Genomic DNA, 16254 nt, shown 5'->3' with positions numbered 1-16254 from the left:
GCTTCGTCAATCGATCAGCAGCCAGTCGCCGTTCTTGACCTCGAGCATCCGGAAGGCCTCGACCGTGAGGCCCAGGTGGTCCTGCGGCGTCATGTTCACCACGCCCGAAGTGCCGACGAAGCCGTGGGTCTGCTCGAGCGCGTCCCGGATCTTCTTGGGATCGGCGCTGTTGGCGCGCTTGATCGCCTCGACCACCATCATCAGGCCGTCGTAGGCCCCGCCGCCGAAGGTGGAGACCGGCTGGCCCGTGGCCTTCTCGTAGGCCGCCATGTAGCCCGTCACCACCGGCTTCTGTGGATCGTTGGCCGGCAGCTTCGAGGCCACCAGCAGGGCGGCAGCGGGCAGCCGCACGCCTTCGGCGGCAGCGCCCGAGAGCTCGATGTAGCTTTTCGACGCCACGCCGGGGTTCTGGTAGAGCGGGATGCTCTTCATGTCGAGCTGGCCGTAGTTGCGCGTCAGCACCGCCGGGCCCTGGCCCGAGGCGCCGGTGTTGAGGATCGCTTGCACGCCCGGCGTGGCCTTGATCTTGGCCAGTTGCGGTGTCATGTCGGTGTCCTGCGCGCCGTAGGTCTGGTCGATCAGGATCTTGATGCCGTACTTGTCGACCACCTTGAGGCACTGCTCGCGCATCGAGGTGCCGAACCCGTCGGTGCCGGCGATCAGCGCGATCGAAGTGAAGTTGCGCTTCTTCATGTCCGAGAACACGCGCTCGCAACCCATGCGGTCCGTGTGCGGGCTCTTGAAGACATACTGGCGCACCGGCTCGATGATGTTCACGCTGCCGGCGATCGACATGAATGGCAGTTTGGCCGCTTCGAAGACCGGGATCATCGCCATCGTCGTGCCGGTGGTGGAGCCGCCGACCATCGCCACCACGTTGTCGCGTTCGACCAGGCGCTGGGCGAAGGTGCGGGCCTTGTTGGCATCGCCAGCGTCGTCGTAGGTGACCAGTTCGATCTGTCGCCCCAGCACACCGCCGTCAGCGTTGATCTGGTCGGCGTAGAGCTTGAGCGTCTTCGCTTCGGGGTCGCCGATGTAGGAAGCCGCTCCGGTGATCGAGAGCACGGAGCCGATGCGGATCGGCTCGGCCGCCTGCGCCGGGATCGAGAAGCCGAGGGGCAGGGCGAGGGCAAGCGCCCAGTTGCGAAGGGGCGCGGGAATTCTGTTCATTGGACTGTCTCCTTGTCGTTGACGGGGCTGGTGAATTCGATGAGCAGGCGCGTGAGGCCGGGTGCTGGCGAAGGCGCTGACAGTCGGCCGGTACGGCTCTCGGCGAACAATCCGAGGGCCAGTCCGGTCGCGAAGCCCTGGCCCGAGGTGCCGCCCTGCTCGAGCGCATCGGGATCGGCGCCGCGGCGGATCGCGGCCGCGATGCGGGCGCGAAGGCCGGCGGGCGCGAGCCCTATACGGTCGCCGACCAGAAGCGCTTCGGCACGTGCGGCAAGCACGCCGGCATGCACATGTGCCTCGACCAGACGCAGCGCCTGGCCGCATCCCAGCGCCCCGGCGGCAACGAGCTCTCGACCCAGCGCGCGCAGCACGGGCAGCGCGACGTCGAGCGCGGAGTCGTCGTCGCAGCCATGGACGATCGCAGCGGCATCGGTGTCGTGCGCGCCGCCGCGCAGCGGTGCGTCGATCAGCGCGATGCCGCGCTGCGCGATCTGGGCGCCGAGACTGCGGGTGAGAGATGGATCGGCATCGCCGAGATCGACCACGATCGCACCCGGGCGCAGACCCTGCGAGACGGAAGCGACGCGCTCGCCTGCCGCGAAGCCCGGCGGCGCGAAGAGCAACAGGCCAAGCGCAGACAGCCCGGACAGGTCATTCGCCACGCGGCACTGGAACTCCTGCGCGAAGGCGTGGGCCCGAGCCGCGTCGTCGTCATGCACCACCAGCAGGTGGCCGGCGCGCGCGAGGCTGGCCGCCAGCGCCCAGCCCACGCCGCCGAGGCCATCGAAGCCGACCGCGGCGCCGGGGGCGCCGGCCAGCGCACTGGAGCCGGTCACGCCCGTGTCCATCAGGCGACCAGCAGCGGAATCAGGCTGCGCACGTCGGCGACTTCAGGCAACGCGCGGAGCGCCTGCAGGTATTGCTCGACGCGCTCTGCGGCGACGGGTCGCGGCGCATAGGCCAGGCAGTCGTCGAAACGCGCGCGATGCTGCATCTCGTCGAGGTCGGCGCCCGGAAAGCCCGGCGCAATGTCGAGTGAGCGCTTCAGGCTGCGGCCGTCGACGGTGTGGACCGTGAGGTCGACCGCGGTGTGGCCGCGGGCATCGAGCGCGGCATCGGGCACCACCGTGATGCGGTCAATCAGGGTGCGCAATGCGGGATCGAGCACCTGCTCCGGCGCGAAGTGCGCGAGTTTCGACGAACGGCGCGCGAATGCGTTGGCCACGCAGTAGGCGGCGCTGAACTGGCCGTCGACGCGCGGGTTGGTGCCTGGATCGAAAGGCTTGCCGACCAGCCGGAAGGCATAGGGTGGCAAGCGCACTTCGGCCGCGCGCAGGTCTGCGGCCGAGAAGCCGTCCTCGAGCAGCGACAGTGCCAGCTCGGTCACGCCCTGGGTGACGCCACAACTCGGATATTTCTTGAAGACCACGCGGTGCAGCCGCCAGATCGTGCCCAGTCCTTCGCCCACAGCGTCCAGGTCCAGCGTGCCGCGGCCATAGAGGTGGCCATAGCCGTAGTGGCCCGACAGGAAGTTGACCGGCCCGGTGACGCCGCGGCGCGCCAACTCCGCGCACTGCACGCCGGCCTGCGCAACCCAGCCCTGCACGACCCGCACGCCCAGCGAGCCGTCGACATGGCTTTGGAAGCTGCCGCCGCAGCGGTTGAAGGCCAGCGCCAGCGCATGCAGGGTCTGCTCGCTCGTGAGCCCGAGAATGCGCGAGGCGGCCGCGGCGGCCGAGAACACGACCGCGATGCCGGTGGGATCGAAGCCGTCGTACTGGGCTTCGCTGAGGTTGAGCCGCGAGCTCAGCTCGGCGCCGGCGGTCAGCGCAGCCAGAAACTCCGATCCGCTGCAGCCGCCCGCCAGTTCCGCGGCCGCGAAAGCCGCCGGCAGCAGGGCTGAGCCGATGTGCGGGCCGGGCGCCATCGCGTCGCAGTAGTCGAGCGCACGGCACATGGTGGCATTGAACTGCGCTGCGGCGTTCGCGGGCAGGCGGTCGCCGTAGACCAGCGTGGTCGCTTGCGGCGCACCGCCGGACGCGGCGAGCACCTCACGCAGAGCGTCGATGCCGTCCTCCGCCGCGCCCGCGATGCCGGTGCCGGTCACCGCCATGGCCATCCAGCGCAGGATGCGGCGTGCATCCTCGGGCACCTCGTCAGCGCGCAGCGTGACGACGAAGTCGGCGAGCCGACGCTCCAGCTTCATCGCGCCTCCTCGGGCTTGCGCGGCGTCGCACCGGGCTCGATCACCGTGCCGGACTGCTGCTCGACCCAGCGGCCCAGCTCGCTCACGCTAGCACCCGGTCCGGCGAAGCGCGAAGCCGCCATCCACAGCTGCTGGCCCAGTGCCGAGATCGGCGCCGAGGTGCCGGTCTCGCGTGCCAGCGCGTTGGCGATGCCGATGTCCTTGAGCATCAGTTCGAGCTTGAAAGGATCATCGAAGGCGCGGCTCAGGATCCGCTTCTCGATGTGGGTCTTGCTGATCCAAGACATGCCGGTGGAGACATTGAGCACGCGCACCATCTCGGCCGGATCGAGGCCGTAGCGCTTGCCCATCGCCAAACCTTCGCAGGTGGCGCTGAAGGTCATGGCCGTGATCAGGTTGTTGATGCACTTCATGGCATGGCCGCAGCCCAGATCGCCCAGGTGGAACACCGAGCTGCCCATGCGATCGAGCAAGGGGCGCACGCGCTCGATGTCCTGCGCCGCGCCGCCGGCCATGAAGACCAGCGCAGCCTCCTGGGCGCCCCATTGCGCGCCCGACACCGGCGCGTCGACCATCGCGATGCCGGCCACGGCCAGCTTCTTCGCGGTCTGCTGGGTCAGCCAGGGTTGCGAAGAAGAGGTGTCGAGCAACAGGGTGCCGGGGCGCCAGCCGGCCAGCAGGCCGTTCTCGCCGAGCGTCACCGCCTGCACCACTTCGCCATTGGGCAGCATCGTGATCACGATGTCGCTGCGGGCCGCGACTTCCTTTGGTGTCGCCACCGCGCACGCCTCGCCGCCGAGCGTGCGTGCCAGTTCCTGCGCGGCCTCCAGGTTCGCGTCGTTGAGTGTCAGGCGATGACCGGCGCGCGCCATGTGCGTTGCCATCGGCGAACCCATCACGCCCAGGCCGATGAAGCCCACGTTCAAACTCTCGCCAGCTGTTTCCATAGGGTCCTCGAGATCAGGTTCACGGAGTCAGATGCTGGCGATGCGCCAGTCATGCCTGAGCCCCGTCGAACGATGGATCGAGGTTATGAAAAGGAGGGCGAACGGGCTTGCACGGCGATGCGGCGCCTTGGCTGCCCGTGCACAAGCGCCCCGGTGTTTACCCTGGGTCCGACGCGGGCCGGCCCGCGCGTGTTCGCGTCAGCGGATGGCGATCTGCTGGTGACGCCATTTGCTCGGGCTCTGGCCGAACTTCTCGCTGAACACGCGCGAGAAATGCGCCGCATCAGAGAAGCCGAGTTCGTAGGCCACCTGCGTGATGGTCGTTTGTTCGGGTTGCTCGACCAGTCGCTGCGCCGCCACGGCCAGGCGGCGATTCATGATGAAGCTGCTCGGCGTCTGGCCCAACGCGTTGAAGGCCGCATAGAGGCTGCGGCGCGACATCCCGCATTCGCGCGCCACGACTTCGGGACCCAGCTCGGGGTCGGTGAGCCGGCTCTCGATGAAGGCCTGCACCTTCTGCAGCCGTTGCGAAACCGCGCCTTCCTGCCGCGGCGAGCTGCCGTGGATCTGCGCCACCGCCGTGCCGATCAGTGCGCTGATCGAGTCCTGCATTACGATCGCGCCCTGCTGTTCGAGCTCGACGAAGCCCGACAGCATGCCGGCGAGCGCTGAACGCGCGATCTCGGCGGTGCCGCGCGTCGGAAGCACCTTGCCGGTGACGAACTCGATGCCCGGGTTCCAGCGGCCCATCTCGGACACCGGCACCAGCAGCACCATGAAGCGCGACCCATCCGAGGTGTCGACGGTGTAGGGATGCGAGGTGTCGTAGATGGTCCATTGACCGGGATCGATGGTCACCGAGTGGCCGTTGTGCTCGATCAGGTTGCGACCCTGGATCTGCCAGATCACCTTGAAGTAGCGGTCCTGGTCAACCGACGCCAGGGCGCGCGTTCGCATGACGCGGTGCGCGCTGCAGCGGATATCCGCCACCACGCAGCGGTGAAAGCGCGCGATGCAGGCCTGTCCCGAAAAATGCTCCGACGGCTGGAGGTTCTGGGCCTGCAGCGTGAGAATCTTCGACGACATCGTCTCGCCCCAGCGGCTGAAGACGGTGGTACTCAGCGGCTCGGGTTCGAAGGGTCTGGAGGTCGTCGGCGCCGGCAGCGACACATAGGACTCCGGTACGGTTCGGGGCAAGATCATTCGGTCTCCAAACGCCCGGGGCGGTACATCTGCCGCGGGGCTGGCCTGTCGGCTGTGGCGCAAAAGCTTAACAGGACGGGTTTTTCCTGGCCGGTCGTGGGCGCCTACCATAGGTTGCATTCGATGGAGGGGCAGGCGATGGAGGCGCACCTGCTCGGGGGGATCACGCGGCTGTTCGGCCCCTGACCCGTCTGATCCCTAGCCGCGCCGCGCCGCCTCGATCGCCGCGATGTCGATCTTGCCCATTGTCATCATCGCGTCGAACGCGCGCTTGGCGGCCGCGCGGTCCGGGTCGGCCAGCGCCGCGGTGAGCGCGCGCGGCGTGATCTGCCACGACAAGCCCCAGCGGTCCTTGCACCAGCCGCACTCGCTGGCCTGGCCGCCGTTGCCGATGATCGCATTCCACAGCCGGTCGGTCTCGGCCTGGTCGTCGGTCGCGATCTGGAACGAGAAGGCTTCGCTGTGCTTGAACGCCGGGCCGCCGTTCAGGCCGAGGCAGGGGATGCCGACAACGGTGAACTCGACCGTCAGCACATCGCCTTCCTTGCCCGCCGGATAGTCCCCCGGCGCACGAAAGATGGTGCCTACGGCACTGTCCGGGAAGGTGGCGGCATAGAACTTCGCGGCGTCCACGGCGGTGCCGTCGTACCACAGGCAGAGGGTGTTCTTGGGGGTCATGTCATGTCGGGTCTCCTGGAGTGTTGAACATCCGGCATCGGCCGAGCTCGCATTGTCGGATCGGTCCGATGCCGCTGTAGGCGCTCGTTGGCGGAAGCCGCTTCAGGTGTCCGCGGCAACAGCCTCCAGGACGCAGAAGCCGCCGGCATCGAGCACTCGCTCGAGCTGCAGCGCGGCATGCTCGAGCAGTGCGACGAAGTCCTCGCGTGTCCGCTCGCGGCCGCCCGGACCCACCAGCATGTTGAGGTCGGAGAACTTGGCGTCGCGTCCTTCATCGGGCGGTGCGATCACCCGTTCGACGATCAGCACCTTCCCGCCTTCGCCCAGTGCGCGCCGGACCTGCGCGAGGATCCGGATCGCATCCTCGTCTTCCCAGTCGTGGATCACAGCGCGCAGTACATAGGCATCGGCGCCTTCGGGCACGGCCTCGAAGAAGCTGCCCCCGACCGTGCGGCAGCGTTCGGCGACGCCGGCGCGGGCCAGCAATGCGGCGGCGGCCGACACGACGTGTGGCTGGTCGAACAGAACGCCCTGCAGGCCCGGATGCGCGGCGAGGACCGCCGCGATCAGGGCGCCGTTGCCGCCGCCGACGTCCACCAGCATGCGGAAGCGGCCGAAGTCGCAAGTCGCGAGCAGGGCGGCGTTGGCGCGGCGCGAGAGCGTGGTCATCGCGCGGTCGAACACGGCGCTTTCTTCGGGATGGGCGGACCGATAGGCCCAGACGTCAGTGCCGTGGACATGCCGGAAGGCGTTCTCGCCGGTACGCACGCTGTGCAGAAGGCCGGACCAGGCCTGCCAGTAGTAGGGCCGGCCGACGAACGCGGCCCAGCCGGCCACCGAATCCGGCACGTCGCTGCGCAATGGCTGGCCGAGCGCCGCGAGCTCGAAGCGGTGGCCTTCGAGTTCATGCAGCAGGCCCAGGCTCGCCAGCGCGCGCAGCAGGCGATAGAGCGTGGGAGGATGGGTGCCGGTCGCCGCGGCCAGCTCGTCGCTCGTGCGGCGGGTGTCGGCCAGCAGATCGGCGATGCCGAGCGTGGCGGCGACGTGAATCGCCTGAGACACCTGGTAGCCCTCGACCATGCGGCGAAGGGTGTTCGCCGAATCCGGATCCGCATGTGCCACGGGAGCCCCCTGTCGGTTGTGTCCAGCGGGTCATTCTGGGCGCGAAAGGCGCCGGCTGCCACGTCTTTCGACCGCTACGTCCTCGGCTGCCCGTCGCGGAACGCCGCCTCCCCGGCCTCCGACACCTCGACCCAGCGCTGGTCGGGCGCCGCGTCCGCGGCGTAGTTGTCGTGCCAGTTCCACCACTTGTAGGGTGCCGTCTGGGGATAGCCTTCGGGCGAGTCCTCCCACGACTCCTGCCGGCCGAGCGGCGTGATGTCGAGGTAGTTCCAGGTGCCTCCCATCTGCTCGTCGCCGCGGCTCTGGATGTAGTAGGTCCGGAAGACGCGGTCGCCGTCGCGCAGGAACACGTTGGTGCCGTGCCATTCGTCGACACCGAAGTCGGCGTCGAAGCGGTCGGTGAGCGTGAACCACGGCATCTTCCAGTCCATCCGCGCCTTGAGTCGCGCGATGTCCGCCTGGGGCGCCCGGGAGACGAACACCAGCGTGGTGTCGCGGGCGTTCAGGTGCGCCAGGTGGGCGACCTGGTCGGCCACCATCGAGCAGCCCCTGCAGGCCTGGTCGGGCCAGCCGAACACGCCCGGCTCGAAGAAAGCGCGGTAGACGATCAACTGGCGCCGGCCGTCGAACAGGTCGAGCAGGCTGACCCTGCCCGCGGGTCCTTCGAAGGCATAGCCCGTGTCGACCGCCATCCAGGGCATTCGCCGGCGCTCGGCTGCCAGGGCGTCGCGAGCGCGGGTCTGGGCCTTCTCTTTCACGAGCAGCTGCGCCCGGGCCGCCTCCCAGTCCTGCGGCGACACGATCGGTGGCCGCTGCATGGCGGGCCGTGGGCCCTTGCGTTCGTTCTGGGTGGTCGTCGCCATGGGTGTGGTCTCCTGGTGGGCCGCTGCGCACCATGCGCATGCGGTTCGGGGACAGTCTGGCACCGGAGGGCGAATACGGGGAGTAACAAGTGTGGCGGGGTTCCCGCCTGCGAGTGCCTACAACCGGGTCCCGAGGTCCTGTCGCCGGCGGTTGGCCCAGAGATTGACCAGCGCGTCGAGTTCCGTCGCGTAGATGCCCCGCTGAGGCAGACCCGGGGTGCCGTCGTCCTGGGGCTTGCTGCGCAGGGACGCGTGCCAGAAACCATCCGAGAGCTGTCTGTACTGGCCCATGATTTCGCAGCCGAGCGGCGTCGTGAGCGAAAACCCACAGCGGCGGATGAGCATCCCGTCGCTGCGCGATCCTTCGACGCCCTTGGTCGATACGAGCATGTAGATCCCATCGTCCTGGAGCACGTTTTCTCTCGGGAGCTGGGTCAGGAGCTCTGGCGGCTGGCTTGAATGTGGCTTGTCCATGGCTCCCTGTGTATCGGCCGACCAGAGGCAAGTTGTAGGCGGGATGTCATGAAAAATGTGTAAGTGTTCCAGACCGCTGGCATCAAAATCGCTTGCCTCCCGGCTCGGCAACGAAGCAAGGTGACACGAAATGGCGAAGATCCCTCCCGGCGTCGGTCCGCGTTTCCCGCAGGTGGTGATGCTGGTGGGCGCGACCGGCGACCTGGCCCGGCGCAAGCTGCTGCCGGGCCTGTTTCACCTCTGCAGTTCGGGCTTCATCCCCGGCTGCCGGATCATCGGCGTTTCGCTCGACGAACTCGACACCGAGGGCTTCCGCGCCGCCGCGCGCAGCGCGCTCGACGAATTCGGCAGCCGCAAGGTCCTGCCGGCCGCGTGGGACGCCTTCGCGGGGATCCTCGACTACGTGCCGCTGTCGGGCGGAGCGCAGGCGCTCAAGCAAGCGGTGGAGCGCGCCGAGAGCTCGCTCGGCGCACCCGAATGCCGGCGCCTGCACTACCTGAGCGTGCCGCCGAGCGCAGCCCTGTCGGTGGTGCGCATGCTGGGTGCGGCCGAACTGGTCGAGCGCTCGCACATCGTGATGGAGAAGCCCTTCGGCACCGACCTGGCGAGCGCGGTGATCCTCAACAGGCAATTGCACGAGGTGTTCGACGAGGAGCAGATATTCCGCATCGACCACTTCCTCGGCAAGGAGCCGGCCCAGAACATCCTGGCCTTCCGTTTCGCCAACGGCCTGTTCGAGCCGATCTGGAACCGCAACTTCATCGACCACGTGCAGATCGACGTGCCCGAGACCCTCGGGCTGGGCAAGCGTGCGGGCTTCTACGAGCAGACCGGCGCCTACCGCGACATGGTGGTGACGCACCTGTTCCAGATCCTCGGCTTCATGGCGATGGAGCCGCCCACCGCGCTCGAACCGGCGCCGATCAGCGAGGAGAAGAACAAGGTCTTCCGCAGCATGCTGCCGATCGTGCCGGCGGACGTGGTGCGCGGGCAGTACAGCGGCTACCGCCAGGAGGAGGGGGTCGACCCCGACTCCGACACCGAGACCTTCGTCGCGCTCAAGTGCCACATCGACAACTGGCGTTGGGCCGGCGTGCCCTTCTTCCTGCGCACCGGCAAGCGACTGGCCGAGGGCCAGCGCATCATCTCCATCGCCTTTCGCGAACCGCCCAAGAGCATGTTCCCGCCCGGCTCCGGGGTCGGCGCGCAGGGGCCGGACCACCTGACCTTCGACCTGGCCGATGCCTCGAAGATGTCGCTGTCCTTCTACGGCAAGCGGCCCGGGCCGGGCATGCGGCTGGACAAGCTGAGCCTGCAGTTCGCGATGCGCGACACCGGGCTGGTCGGCGAGGTGCTGGAGGCCTACGAGCGCCTGATCCTGGACGCCATGCGCGGCGACCGCACCTTGTTCACGACCGCCGAGGGCATCGAACGCCTGTGGCAAGTGTCGACGTCGCTGCTCGAAACGCCGCCGCCGGTGCGGCTCTACGAACCGGGCTCCTGGGGACCGAAGGCGATCCACCAGCTGATCGCGCCGCACGCCTGGCGGCTGCCTTTCGAGCGGGTCTGGCGGGATCCGAACAAGGCGGGCAGCTGAGGCCGGACCCAGGGGCGGAGGGCGCCTCGTACCCACGACCTGAGTAGGCACACTGGCGCTGGCGGCCGTGGCAACGATACTGGGCCTCTCGGAGAATGGAGGTCGCGTATGGCTCAGCATGCAATCACGGCGGTCCACTACGCGGGCGACAAGATCGACCTCGTGGCGGTTCATCCGGTCCTGGACAAGGAGTTCGGTTCGACCGGGCTGGCGCTGGGAGCGGCGCAGCGGATCAGCGTCGGCGAATGCGCCGACCTGCTGGCGGCCGGCGAGGAGGTCTGCCTCGCGCGGCGGACCGAAAACCACGCCTGGGAGATCGTTTGCGATGTCGAACTGCTGCCCGGCCGGCGCGAGATCACCGGCGTCGACATCGTGAATCGGCCCAACGACGCCTTGCGGAGCATGCCCAGCTGGGGATAGCGGCAATCGTTGCGCCTGCGCGACAGACTGCGTGTTCGGTTTCGAGGGCCTGGCGACCCCATTCGCCCATCTCACGGCTGGCAGACGCCGTTGACTCACGCTTTTGCCGGTCTTGCCTCGTCGCGCCGAAGGCACGCGCGTGCTTGACCTGAGCCGAGTCTGACCATAAAAATGTGATAAACGTATAAGTATGTAACTTTCCGCGGGCGCTCCAGGACCCGCACCAGGAGGGCCCATGAGGAAAATCGCCGGCATCGCTTGCGCTGCCATGCTCTTGAGCGCCTGTTCGACAGGGCCGCAGCGACCGCCTGCCGGCCCCGGCTCGGGCGTGGGCGCGGCCTACGTGCCGATGGTCGAGCCAGGTCCTGCCAGCGGCCCGCCGACGGGCGAGTCCTACGAGGCGCTGGTCGCAAAATGTCAACGCGAGGCGAGCGGCCTGCCGTTCATCAAGACCGAGGACCATGACGCCGCCCTGATCGTGGTCGGTGTCGGCGTGGGTGCCGCGATCGGATGGAACATCGGGCACACGTACTGGGACGATCGCGCGTTCGCCATCCCCCTCGTCGCCGCCGCGTCGCTGCCCATCGCGGGGCTCATGGGCCTCTTTGCCCAGTGGGTGTATTCGCCACAGACGGCTGTCTGGCGCAAGAAGCAGGAGACGCAGGTCGCCAACTGCATGGCCCGCTCCGGCTACAAGAACGTCGACCCCACGGTCCTCGTGACCTGGCTTGCGGTGCCGGCGAGCAGCATGGCGACCCGACCGACCGGGCGCGACACCTTCACCGCGGAAAAACTGGCGAAATCCCGCAACTGCGCGGCCACGCCGATGGCCACGCTGGTCGCCAAGGGACCGGGCTTCGAAGACTATCGCGTCGCCTGCACGAACGCGCCCGAGATCGCCATCCATTGCGAGTTCGGCCAGTGCCGGGCCAGCAGCGACTACGCCGCCCGATAGGCCGTCCAGTCCGGGCAGTCGGTGCCGGCCCTGAGTCTCCTGGGGCGCGTGCCGAGGGCACCGGGTGGCCCCCTCCGCGAATGTCCCCTGCCTTCGGCGTGCGCCCGCCCCGACCCACGAATGTGCCTTTGCACCGATGCCGCTGAACGCCCGCTCAGACCAGGCGTGCCTGGATCAGAAGGGCCAGGGCGATCAAGGCGCCGATCGTGCCGATTCCCAGCGCGATGCTGCGGGCCTTCCGCCGGGCCGCCCGGCGCCGCCGGTCGCCGATTTCCTCCAGCCGATCGAGCACCGATGCAATCAATGCGTCGTCTTCTTCGGGGTGGGCCAGGCGCTCTTCGACCGCCAGCGCCTGCAGCTTGTCGATCGCTTCCCGTCGTTGATTCGGCATGGTGGCATTCTGAAGCATGCGCCGCAGGGCAGGGCCGTGCTATCGCGTGACGTAGTAGGCGGAGAACTGACCGGAGCTGTGCGTGCAGCGCTGAAACCCGACCCGCAGAAGCCAACCTTCGAACCTCGGGCTCGCGATGTTCTCGAGGTAAAGCACGCGGGCCTGCAGGCCGTCGCTGCCGTCGAGGAAGCGATCGACCAGCCGCGCGAAGTAGCCTTGGCTTCGGGCGTCTTCCGAGACCTGGATGTGGGCCAGGCAGAGCGCCGGCTCTCCCGGCGTGGAGGCCTTGAACCAGGAATAGCGCATGTACGCCTGCAGCGCCGCGCTCGTGTACCAGCGCGAGACGATGTCTTGCGCCTGGGGGATGCTGGCCTCGAACCGTGCGAGCCATGCGAAATAGAGGTCCAGCTCGGCCTCCAGTTTGGTCGTGCAGTCCATGAGCCCATCGTAGCGGGCGTTGGCGGGCGGGTATTGCGCTGCAGCAACACCGGCGCCCTTGGAAAGCGGTTTCTGGCCTGGGGACTTTCCCCAGCCGAAAATGCCCGCTGGCGTCTCTTTGGCGCCCTCACTTGCGCCAGAACGAGGGGGTCAGCAAGGCGATGAAGCTGAGCAGTTCGAGCCGGCCAAGCACCATCGCGAAGGTGCAGACCCAGACCTGGAAATCGGTCAGGACGCTGAAGTTGCCGGCCGGCCCGACGCTGCCGAGCCCGGGGCCGGTGCAGTTCACGCTGGCCAGCACCGCACTGAAGGCGGTGACCGGGTCGAGGTCGCTCAGCACCAGCAGCATGCTCAGCGAGATCGTCGTCACGCCATAGACCAGCATGAAGGCCAGCACCGAGAAGATCACGCGGTGGTCGACCACCATGGCGCCGAGCGTCACCGGCTGCACCGCGCGCGGATGCACGAGGCGCGTCATCTCGCGCCGCGCCTGCTTCACCAGGATCAGGACCCGCACCATCTTGATGCCGCAGCCGGCCGAGCCGGCACTGGTCGCCACGCTCGACAGCAGCAGCATGAAGAGCGGCGCGAACACCGGCCAGGCCAGGTAGTCGACGGTCGCGAAGCCGGTCGTGCTGCCGACCGAGATGGCGTGGAACATGCCGTAGCGCAAGGCATCCACCGGTCCGTAGACGCCCTTGGCCCACAGCACCAGCGCCACCAGCAGGCCGCCGCCGACCAGCGCGGCGAGCGTGCCGCGCAACTCCGGGTCGCGCCAGAAGCCGCGCCAGTGGCCCTTTCGCAAGGCGATGAAATACAGCGCGAAGTTGCAGCTGGCCGCAGGCATGAAGATCACGGCGATGCCGTCGAGCAGCGGCGACGCGAAGTACGCGAAGCTGGTGTCGTGCGAGGAGAGCCCGCCCAGGCTCACGGTCGTGAACATGTGCATCATCGCGTCGATGGCGCTCATGCCGCCGGCCCAGTAGGCGAGGAAACATGCGGCCGAGAAACTCGCGTAGATGCCCCAGAGCCCCTTGGCGGTCTCCTTCACGCGCGGCGTCAGCTTGCTGTCCTTGATCGGGCCGGCCACCTCGGCCTTGAAGAGCTGGCTGCCGCCCACGCCCAGCAGCGGCAGGATGGCCACCGCCAGCACCAATATCCCCATGCCGCCGAGCCATTGCAGGAAGGTGCGCCAGACGTTGATCGACACCGGCAGCGCGTCCAGCCTGGCGAGCACCGTCGCGCCCGTGGTCGTGAGGCCGGACACCGACTCGAAGTACGCATGTGTGAAGTTGACCGGCCGCCCGACGTCGTGCAGGGCCCACATCATCGGCAGCGTGGCGAACAGCGGCAGCAGAACCCAGGTGAGCGACACCAGGAAGATGCCGTGGCGCGGCTGCAGTTCGCGCTTGTGGCGGCGCAGGCCGCCCCACAAGGCCGCCCCGCAGGCGAACGAGATCGCCGCCGAAAAGGCCCACACATGGCGCAGGCCGTCGGTGTGGGTCCAGGAAATGAACCACGGCACGAACATGCCGAGCGAGAAGAAGGTCAGCAGCGCGCCGAGCACGCGCAGCACCGGGAAGAAGTCGCTCATCGAAAAGGGCCGGTGCCGTCAGAAGAAGGTGGCGCTGACGCGGAACAGCTTTTCCACGTCGCGCACCTGGCGCTTGCGCGGCACGAAGATCACCACATGGTCGTTGCTCTCGATCAGGGTGTCGCCGCGCGCGATGATCACCTGCGCCGGCGTCGGCGGCGCCCCTCCGGCCGGGGCCGCGCCTTCGCCGATCTCGGGCAGGCCGCGCATCACCAGGCCGAACTGCGCGCCCTTGGGCAGCTGGATCTCCGAGATCCTGCGGCCGACCACGCGCGAGGTCTTGCGGTCGCCGCGCGCCACGATCTCCAGTGCCTCGGCCACGCCGCGGCGCAGGCTGTGCACCGCCTGCACGTCGCCCTGCCGGACATAGGCGAGCAGTTCGCCGAGCATGGTCTGCGCGGGCGACAGCGCGATGTCAATCTGCGTGCCGTGCATCAGGTCGGCATAGCTGCGCCGGTTGATCAGCGCCAGAACGCGGCGCGCGCCCAGGCGCTTGGCCAGCAGGCTGGCCATGATGTTGTCCTCGTCGTCGCTGGTGAGCGAGAGGAACAGGTCGATGCCCTCGATGCCTTCGTCTTCCAGCAGGTCTTCGTCGGTGCCGTCGCCGTGCAGCACCAGCACGCTGCTCGGCAGTTCGGCGGCCAGCTGCACGCAGCGCGCGTGGTCGTGCTCCAGGACCTTGATCTGGTAGGGGCGGCCGGTCTCGACCAGCTGCCTGGCGAGCCGCAGCCCGACCCGGCCGCCGCCCGCGATCATGATGCGTTCGACGCCGCGCTGCTTTGCCCGGTCGTCGCGGTGCAGTGCCGACAGCACCAGGGGCAGGTGCTCGCGTGCCGACAGCACGAAGACCTCGTCGCCCGGCTCGATGAGAGTCTGGCCGTCGCAGACGATGAAGCGGTCGGGCTCGTTGTCGAGCCGGCGGTAGATGCCGACGATGCGCATGTCGGCGCCGGGCACGCGCTCGCGCAGCTCGGCGATGCTGTGGCGCACCAGCGGTGCGCCCGCCACCGCGCGCACCGCCACCAGGCAGGCCAGCCCGTTGGCGAACTCGCGCACCTGCAGCGCCTCGGGGTACTCGACCAGCTTGCCGATGTAGCGCGTGAGCGATTCCTCGGGGCAGATCACGCAGTCGACCGCGAAGCCGTCCTTGCCGAGCAGCGGGCTGTCTTCCTTGTAGGCGCTGGAGCGCACGCGCGCGATGCGCGTCGGGATGCCGAACACCTGGTAGGCCACCTTGCAGCAGACCAGGTTGGTCTCGTCCTGCGCGGCGCAGGCGATCAGCATGTCGCAATCGCGGGCACCGGCCTCGGCCAGCACGTCGGGCTCGATGCCGCTGCCCACCACGCCGCGCAGCTCGAACCGTTCTTCGAGCTCGCGCAGACGCGCCGCGTCGGTGTCGATGACGGTGATGTCGTTGCTCTCCGACACGAGCGTGCCGGCCACGCTCTCGCCGATCCGGCCGGCGCCGAGGATGATGATTTTCAAGTGATGGTGTCTCCCGGCAGGCTTTATACGCTGGAAGGCGGCGCGTGAGAGTGGCCGCCACCCCGGGGTGGCGGGGATTTGCGGTGTCCGGGATTCGCCGCTRGACTGGTTTAACGAAAGCCTTAACGGACGTGGCACTGGTCGACGCGCATCGCCTGGACTACTACCATGCCCTCGAGCAGGAGCACGCGAGCCTGGTGCTGGCCGACGATGCCGTCACGGGATTGCGGCAGGCCTTGGCTGGCCAGTTAGCAACCGACGACGAACTGGACCAGGCACTCGGCGTCCCGCCTGCACCGTGAGCATTTCGGTCGACGCCAGAGTCCGCGCGGTTCCGAATTTCCTGGTGTGCCTGAGCGCGGCGCGCGAATTCATGCACGCGCAAGACGCCGAGACGCCGCCTGCGCGCTTCAAGAAGCTGCAGCATGAACTGGCGCGGGCGCGCGAACTCCTGTCTTTCGCCCCGTCGAGCGGGCGCCCCGCGAGGTTTCTCGCTGCCCGGTCCGGCTGGGGGCGCTTCCAGGCCGAGCAGGCCACGCAGCTGGCCACGGCGCTGGGCATGGCCGATCTGCGGGAATTCATCCTGGCGCGACACATCCTCCTCTACGCGCATTCCGAACGGGAAGTCGTCCTGCTCGCGCCGCGGCGTGAGCGCGAGCTGGGCTACGGCATGGCCGAATGACCCACGCGCCCCCTGCCTAGAATCCCGCG

18 protein-coding genes are annotated in these 16254 nt (G+C 68.3%); 5 read left to right on the top strand and 13 right to left on the bottom strand.

What is annotated here, in order from left to right:
- Nucleotides 1–6 precede the first annotated feature (6 nt).
- The 9 genes from AC1DF3_RS20305 to AC1DF3_RS20265 form a co-directional block, all read right to left on the bottom strand.
- Nucleotides 7–1170, bottom strand: a complete 1164-nt coding sequence (locus AC1DF3_RS20305) for an ABC transporter substrate-binding protein (RefSeq protein WP_478140655.1) — start codon at nt 1168–1170, stop codon at nt 7–9.
- Nucleotides 1167–2006, bottom strand: coding sequence for an NAD(P)-binding domain-containing protein (locus AC1DF3_RS20300; RefSeq protein ID WP_478140654.1), 840 nt, complete (start codon nt 2004–2006; stop codon nt 1167–1169). The genes AC1DF3_RS20305 and AC1DF3_RS20300 overlap by 4 nt, the downstream gene beginning before the upstream one ends.
- An 11-nt stretch (nt 2007–2017) precedes the next feature.
- Nucleotides 2018–3376, bottom strand: coding sequence for an MmgE/PrpD family protein (locus AC1DF3_RS20295; protein WP_478140653.1), 1359 nt, complete (start codon nt 3374–3376; stop codon nt 2018–2020).
- Nucleotides 3373–4323 carry an NAD(P)-dependent oxidoreductase gene (locus AC1DF3_RS20290; RefSeq protein WP_478140652.1) on the bottom strand — a complete coding sequence of 317 codons (951 nt, stop codon included), beginning with the start codon at nt 4321–4323 and terminating at the stop codon, nt 3373–3375. Before AC1DF3_RS20290 ends, AC1DF3_RS20295 begins: the two co-directional genes overlap by 4 nt.
- A 198-nt stretch (nt 4324–4521) precedes the next feature.
- Nucleotides 4522–5526 carry a helix-turn-helix domain-containing protein gene (locus tag AC1DF3_RS20285; RefSeq protein ID WP_478140651.1) on the bottom strand — a complete coding sequence of 335 codons (1005 nt, stop codon included), beginning with the start codon at nt 5524–5526 and terminating at the stop codon, nt 4522–4524.
- A gap of 198 nt (nt 5527–5724) precedes the next feature.
- Nucleotides 5725–6204, bottom strand: a complete 480-nt coding sequence (locus tag AC1DF3_RS20280) for a VOC family protein (RefSeq protein WP_478140650.1) — start codon at nt 6202–6204, stop codon at nt 5725–5727.
- A gap of 102 nt (nt 6205–6306) precedes the next feature.
- Complete coding sequence (locus AC1DF3_RS20275) at nt 6307–7326, bottom strand: methyltransferase (RefSeq protein WP_286535994.1); 1020 nt, start codon at nt 7324–7326, stop codon at nt 6307–6309.
- 74 nt (nt 7327–7400) lie between these two features.
- A complete protein-coding gene (locus AC1DF3_RS20270) occupies nt 7401–8189 on the bottom strand; it encodes a DUF899 domain-containing protein (RefSeq protein WP_478140649.1) in 789 nt (262 codons plus the stop codon).
- Between the two features lie 117 nt (nt 8190–8306).
- Nucleotides 8307–8663 (bottom strand): hypothetical protein, encoded by a 357-nt coding sequence (locus tag AC1DF3_RS20265; RefSeq protein ID WP_478140648.1) that lies wholly within the window; start codon nt 8661–8663, stop codon nt 8307–8309.
- Between the two features lie 130 nt (nt 8664–8793).
- Here AC1DF3_RS20265 and zwf point away from each other — a divergent pair, with 130 nt between their 5' ends.
- The 3 genes from zwf (at nt 8794) to AC1DF3_RS20250 (ending at nt 11635) form a co-directional block, all read left to right on the top strand.
- Nucleotides 8794–10260, top strand: coding sequence for a glucose-6-phosphate dehydrogenase (gene zwf, locus AC1DF3_RS20260; protein WP_286535989.1), 1467 nt, complete (start codon nt 8794–8796; stop codon nt 10258–10260).
- A gap of 108 nt (nt 10261–10368) precedes the next feature.
- Complete coding sequence (locus AC1DF3_RS20255; RefSeq protein ID WP_286535987.1) at nt 10369–10680, top strand: hypothetical protein; 312 nt, start codon at nt 10369–10371, stop codon at nt 10678–10680.
- A 235-nt stretch (nt 10681–10915) separates the two neighbouring features.
- Entirely contained in the window at nt 10916–11635 is a 720-nt protein-coding gene (locus AC1DF3_RS20250) for a hypothetical protein (protein WP_478140647.1), read from the top strand.
- A gap of 154 nt (nt 11636–11789) precedes the next feature.
- Here AC1DF3_RS20250 and AC1DF3_RS20245 read toward each other — a convergent pair whose 3' ends face one another.
- The 4 genes from AC1DF3_RS20245 to trkA form a co-directional block, all read right to left on the bottom strand.
- Entirely contained in the window at nt 11790–12026 is a 237-nt protein-coding gene (locus AC1DF3_RS20245; RefSeq protein ID WP_478140646.1) for a hypothetical protein, read from the bottom strand.
- Nucleotides 12027–12065: 39 nt separating this feature from the next.
- Nucleotides 12066–12464, bottom strand: coding sequence for a hypothetical protein (locus tag AC1DF3_RS20240; RefSeq protein ID WP_478140645.1), 399 nt, complete (start codon nt 12462–12464; stop codon nt 12066–12068).
- 127 nt (nt 12465–12591) lie between these two features.
- On the bottom strand, nt 12592–14058 hold the full coding sequence (locus AC1DF3_RS20235) for a TrkH family potassium uptake protein (RefSeq protein WP_478140644.1): 1467 nt from the start codon (nt 14056–14058) through the stop codon (nt 12592–12594).
- 18 nt (nt 14059–14076) lie between these two features.
- Nucleotides 14077–15543 carry a Trk system potassium transporter TrkA gene (trkA, locus tag AC1DF3_RS20230; RefSeq protein ID WP_286535979.1) on the bottom strand — a complete coding sequence of 489 codons (1467 nt, stop codon included), beginning with the start codon at nt 15541–15543 and terminating at the stop codon, nt 14077–14079.
- Nucleotides 15544–15674: 131 nt separating this feature from the next.
- Between trkA and AC1DF3_RS20225 the strand changes: the two genes are divergently transcribed.
- Together AC1DF3_RS20225 and AC1DF3_RS20220 are read left to right on the top strand one after the other, a co-directional pair.
- A complete protein-coding gene (locus AC1DF3_RS20225; RefSeq protein WP_478140643.1) occupies nt 15675–15845 on the top strand; it encodes a hypothetical protein in 171 nt (56 codons plus the stop codon).
- Nucleotides 15842–16225 carry a hypothetical protein gene (locus tag AC1DF3_RS20220; protein ID WP_478140642.1) on the top strand — a complete coding sequence of 128 codons (384 nt, stop codon included), beginning with the start codon at nt 15842–15844 and terminating at the stop codon, nt 16223–16225. Before AC1DF3_RS20225 ends, AC1DF3_RS20220 begins: the two co-directional genes overlap by 4 nt.
- Nucleotides 16226–16254: the final 29 nt, after the last annotated feature.

The organism is Variovorax sp. 10N432 (genome assembly GCF_056394465.1).
Note: the sequence above shows the minus strand (reverse complement) of the source record. Positions and strands in the feature narration are given on the sequence as shown.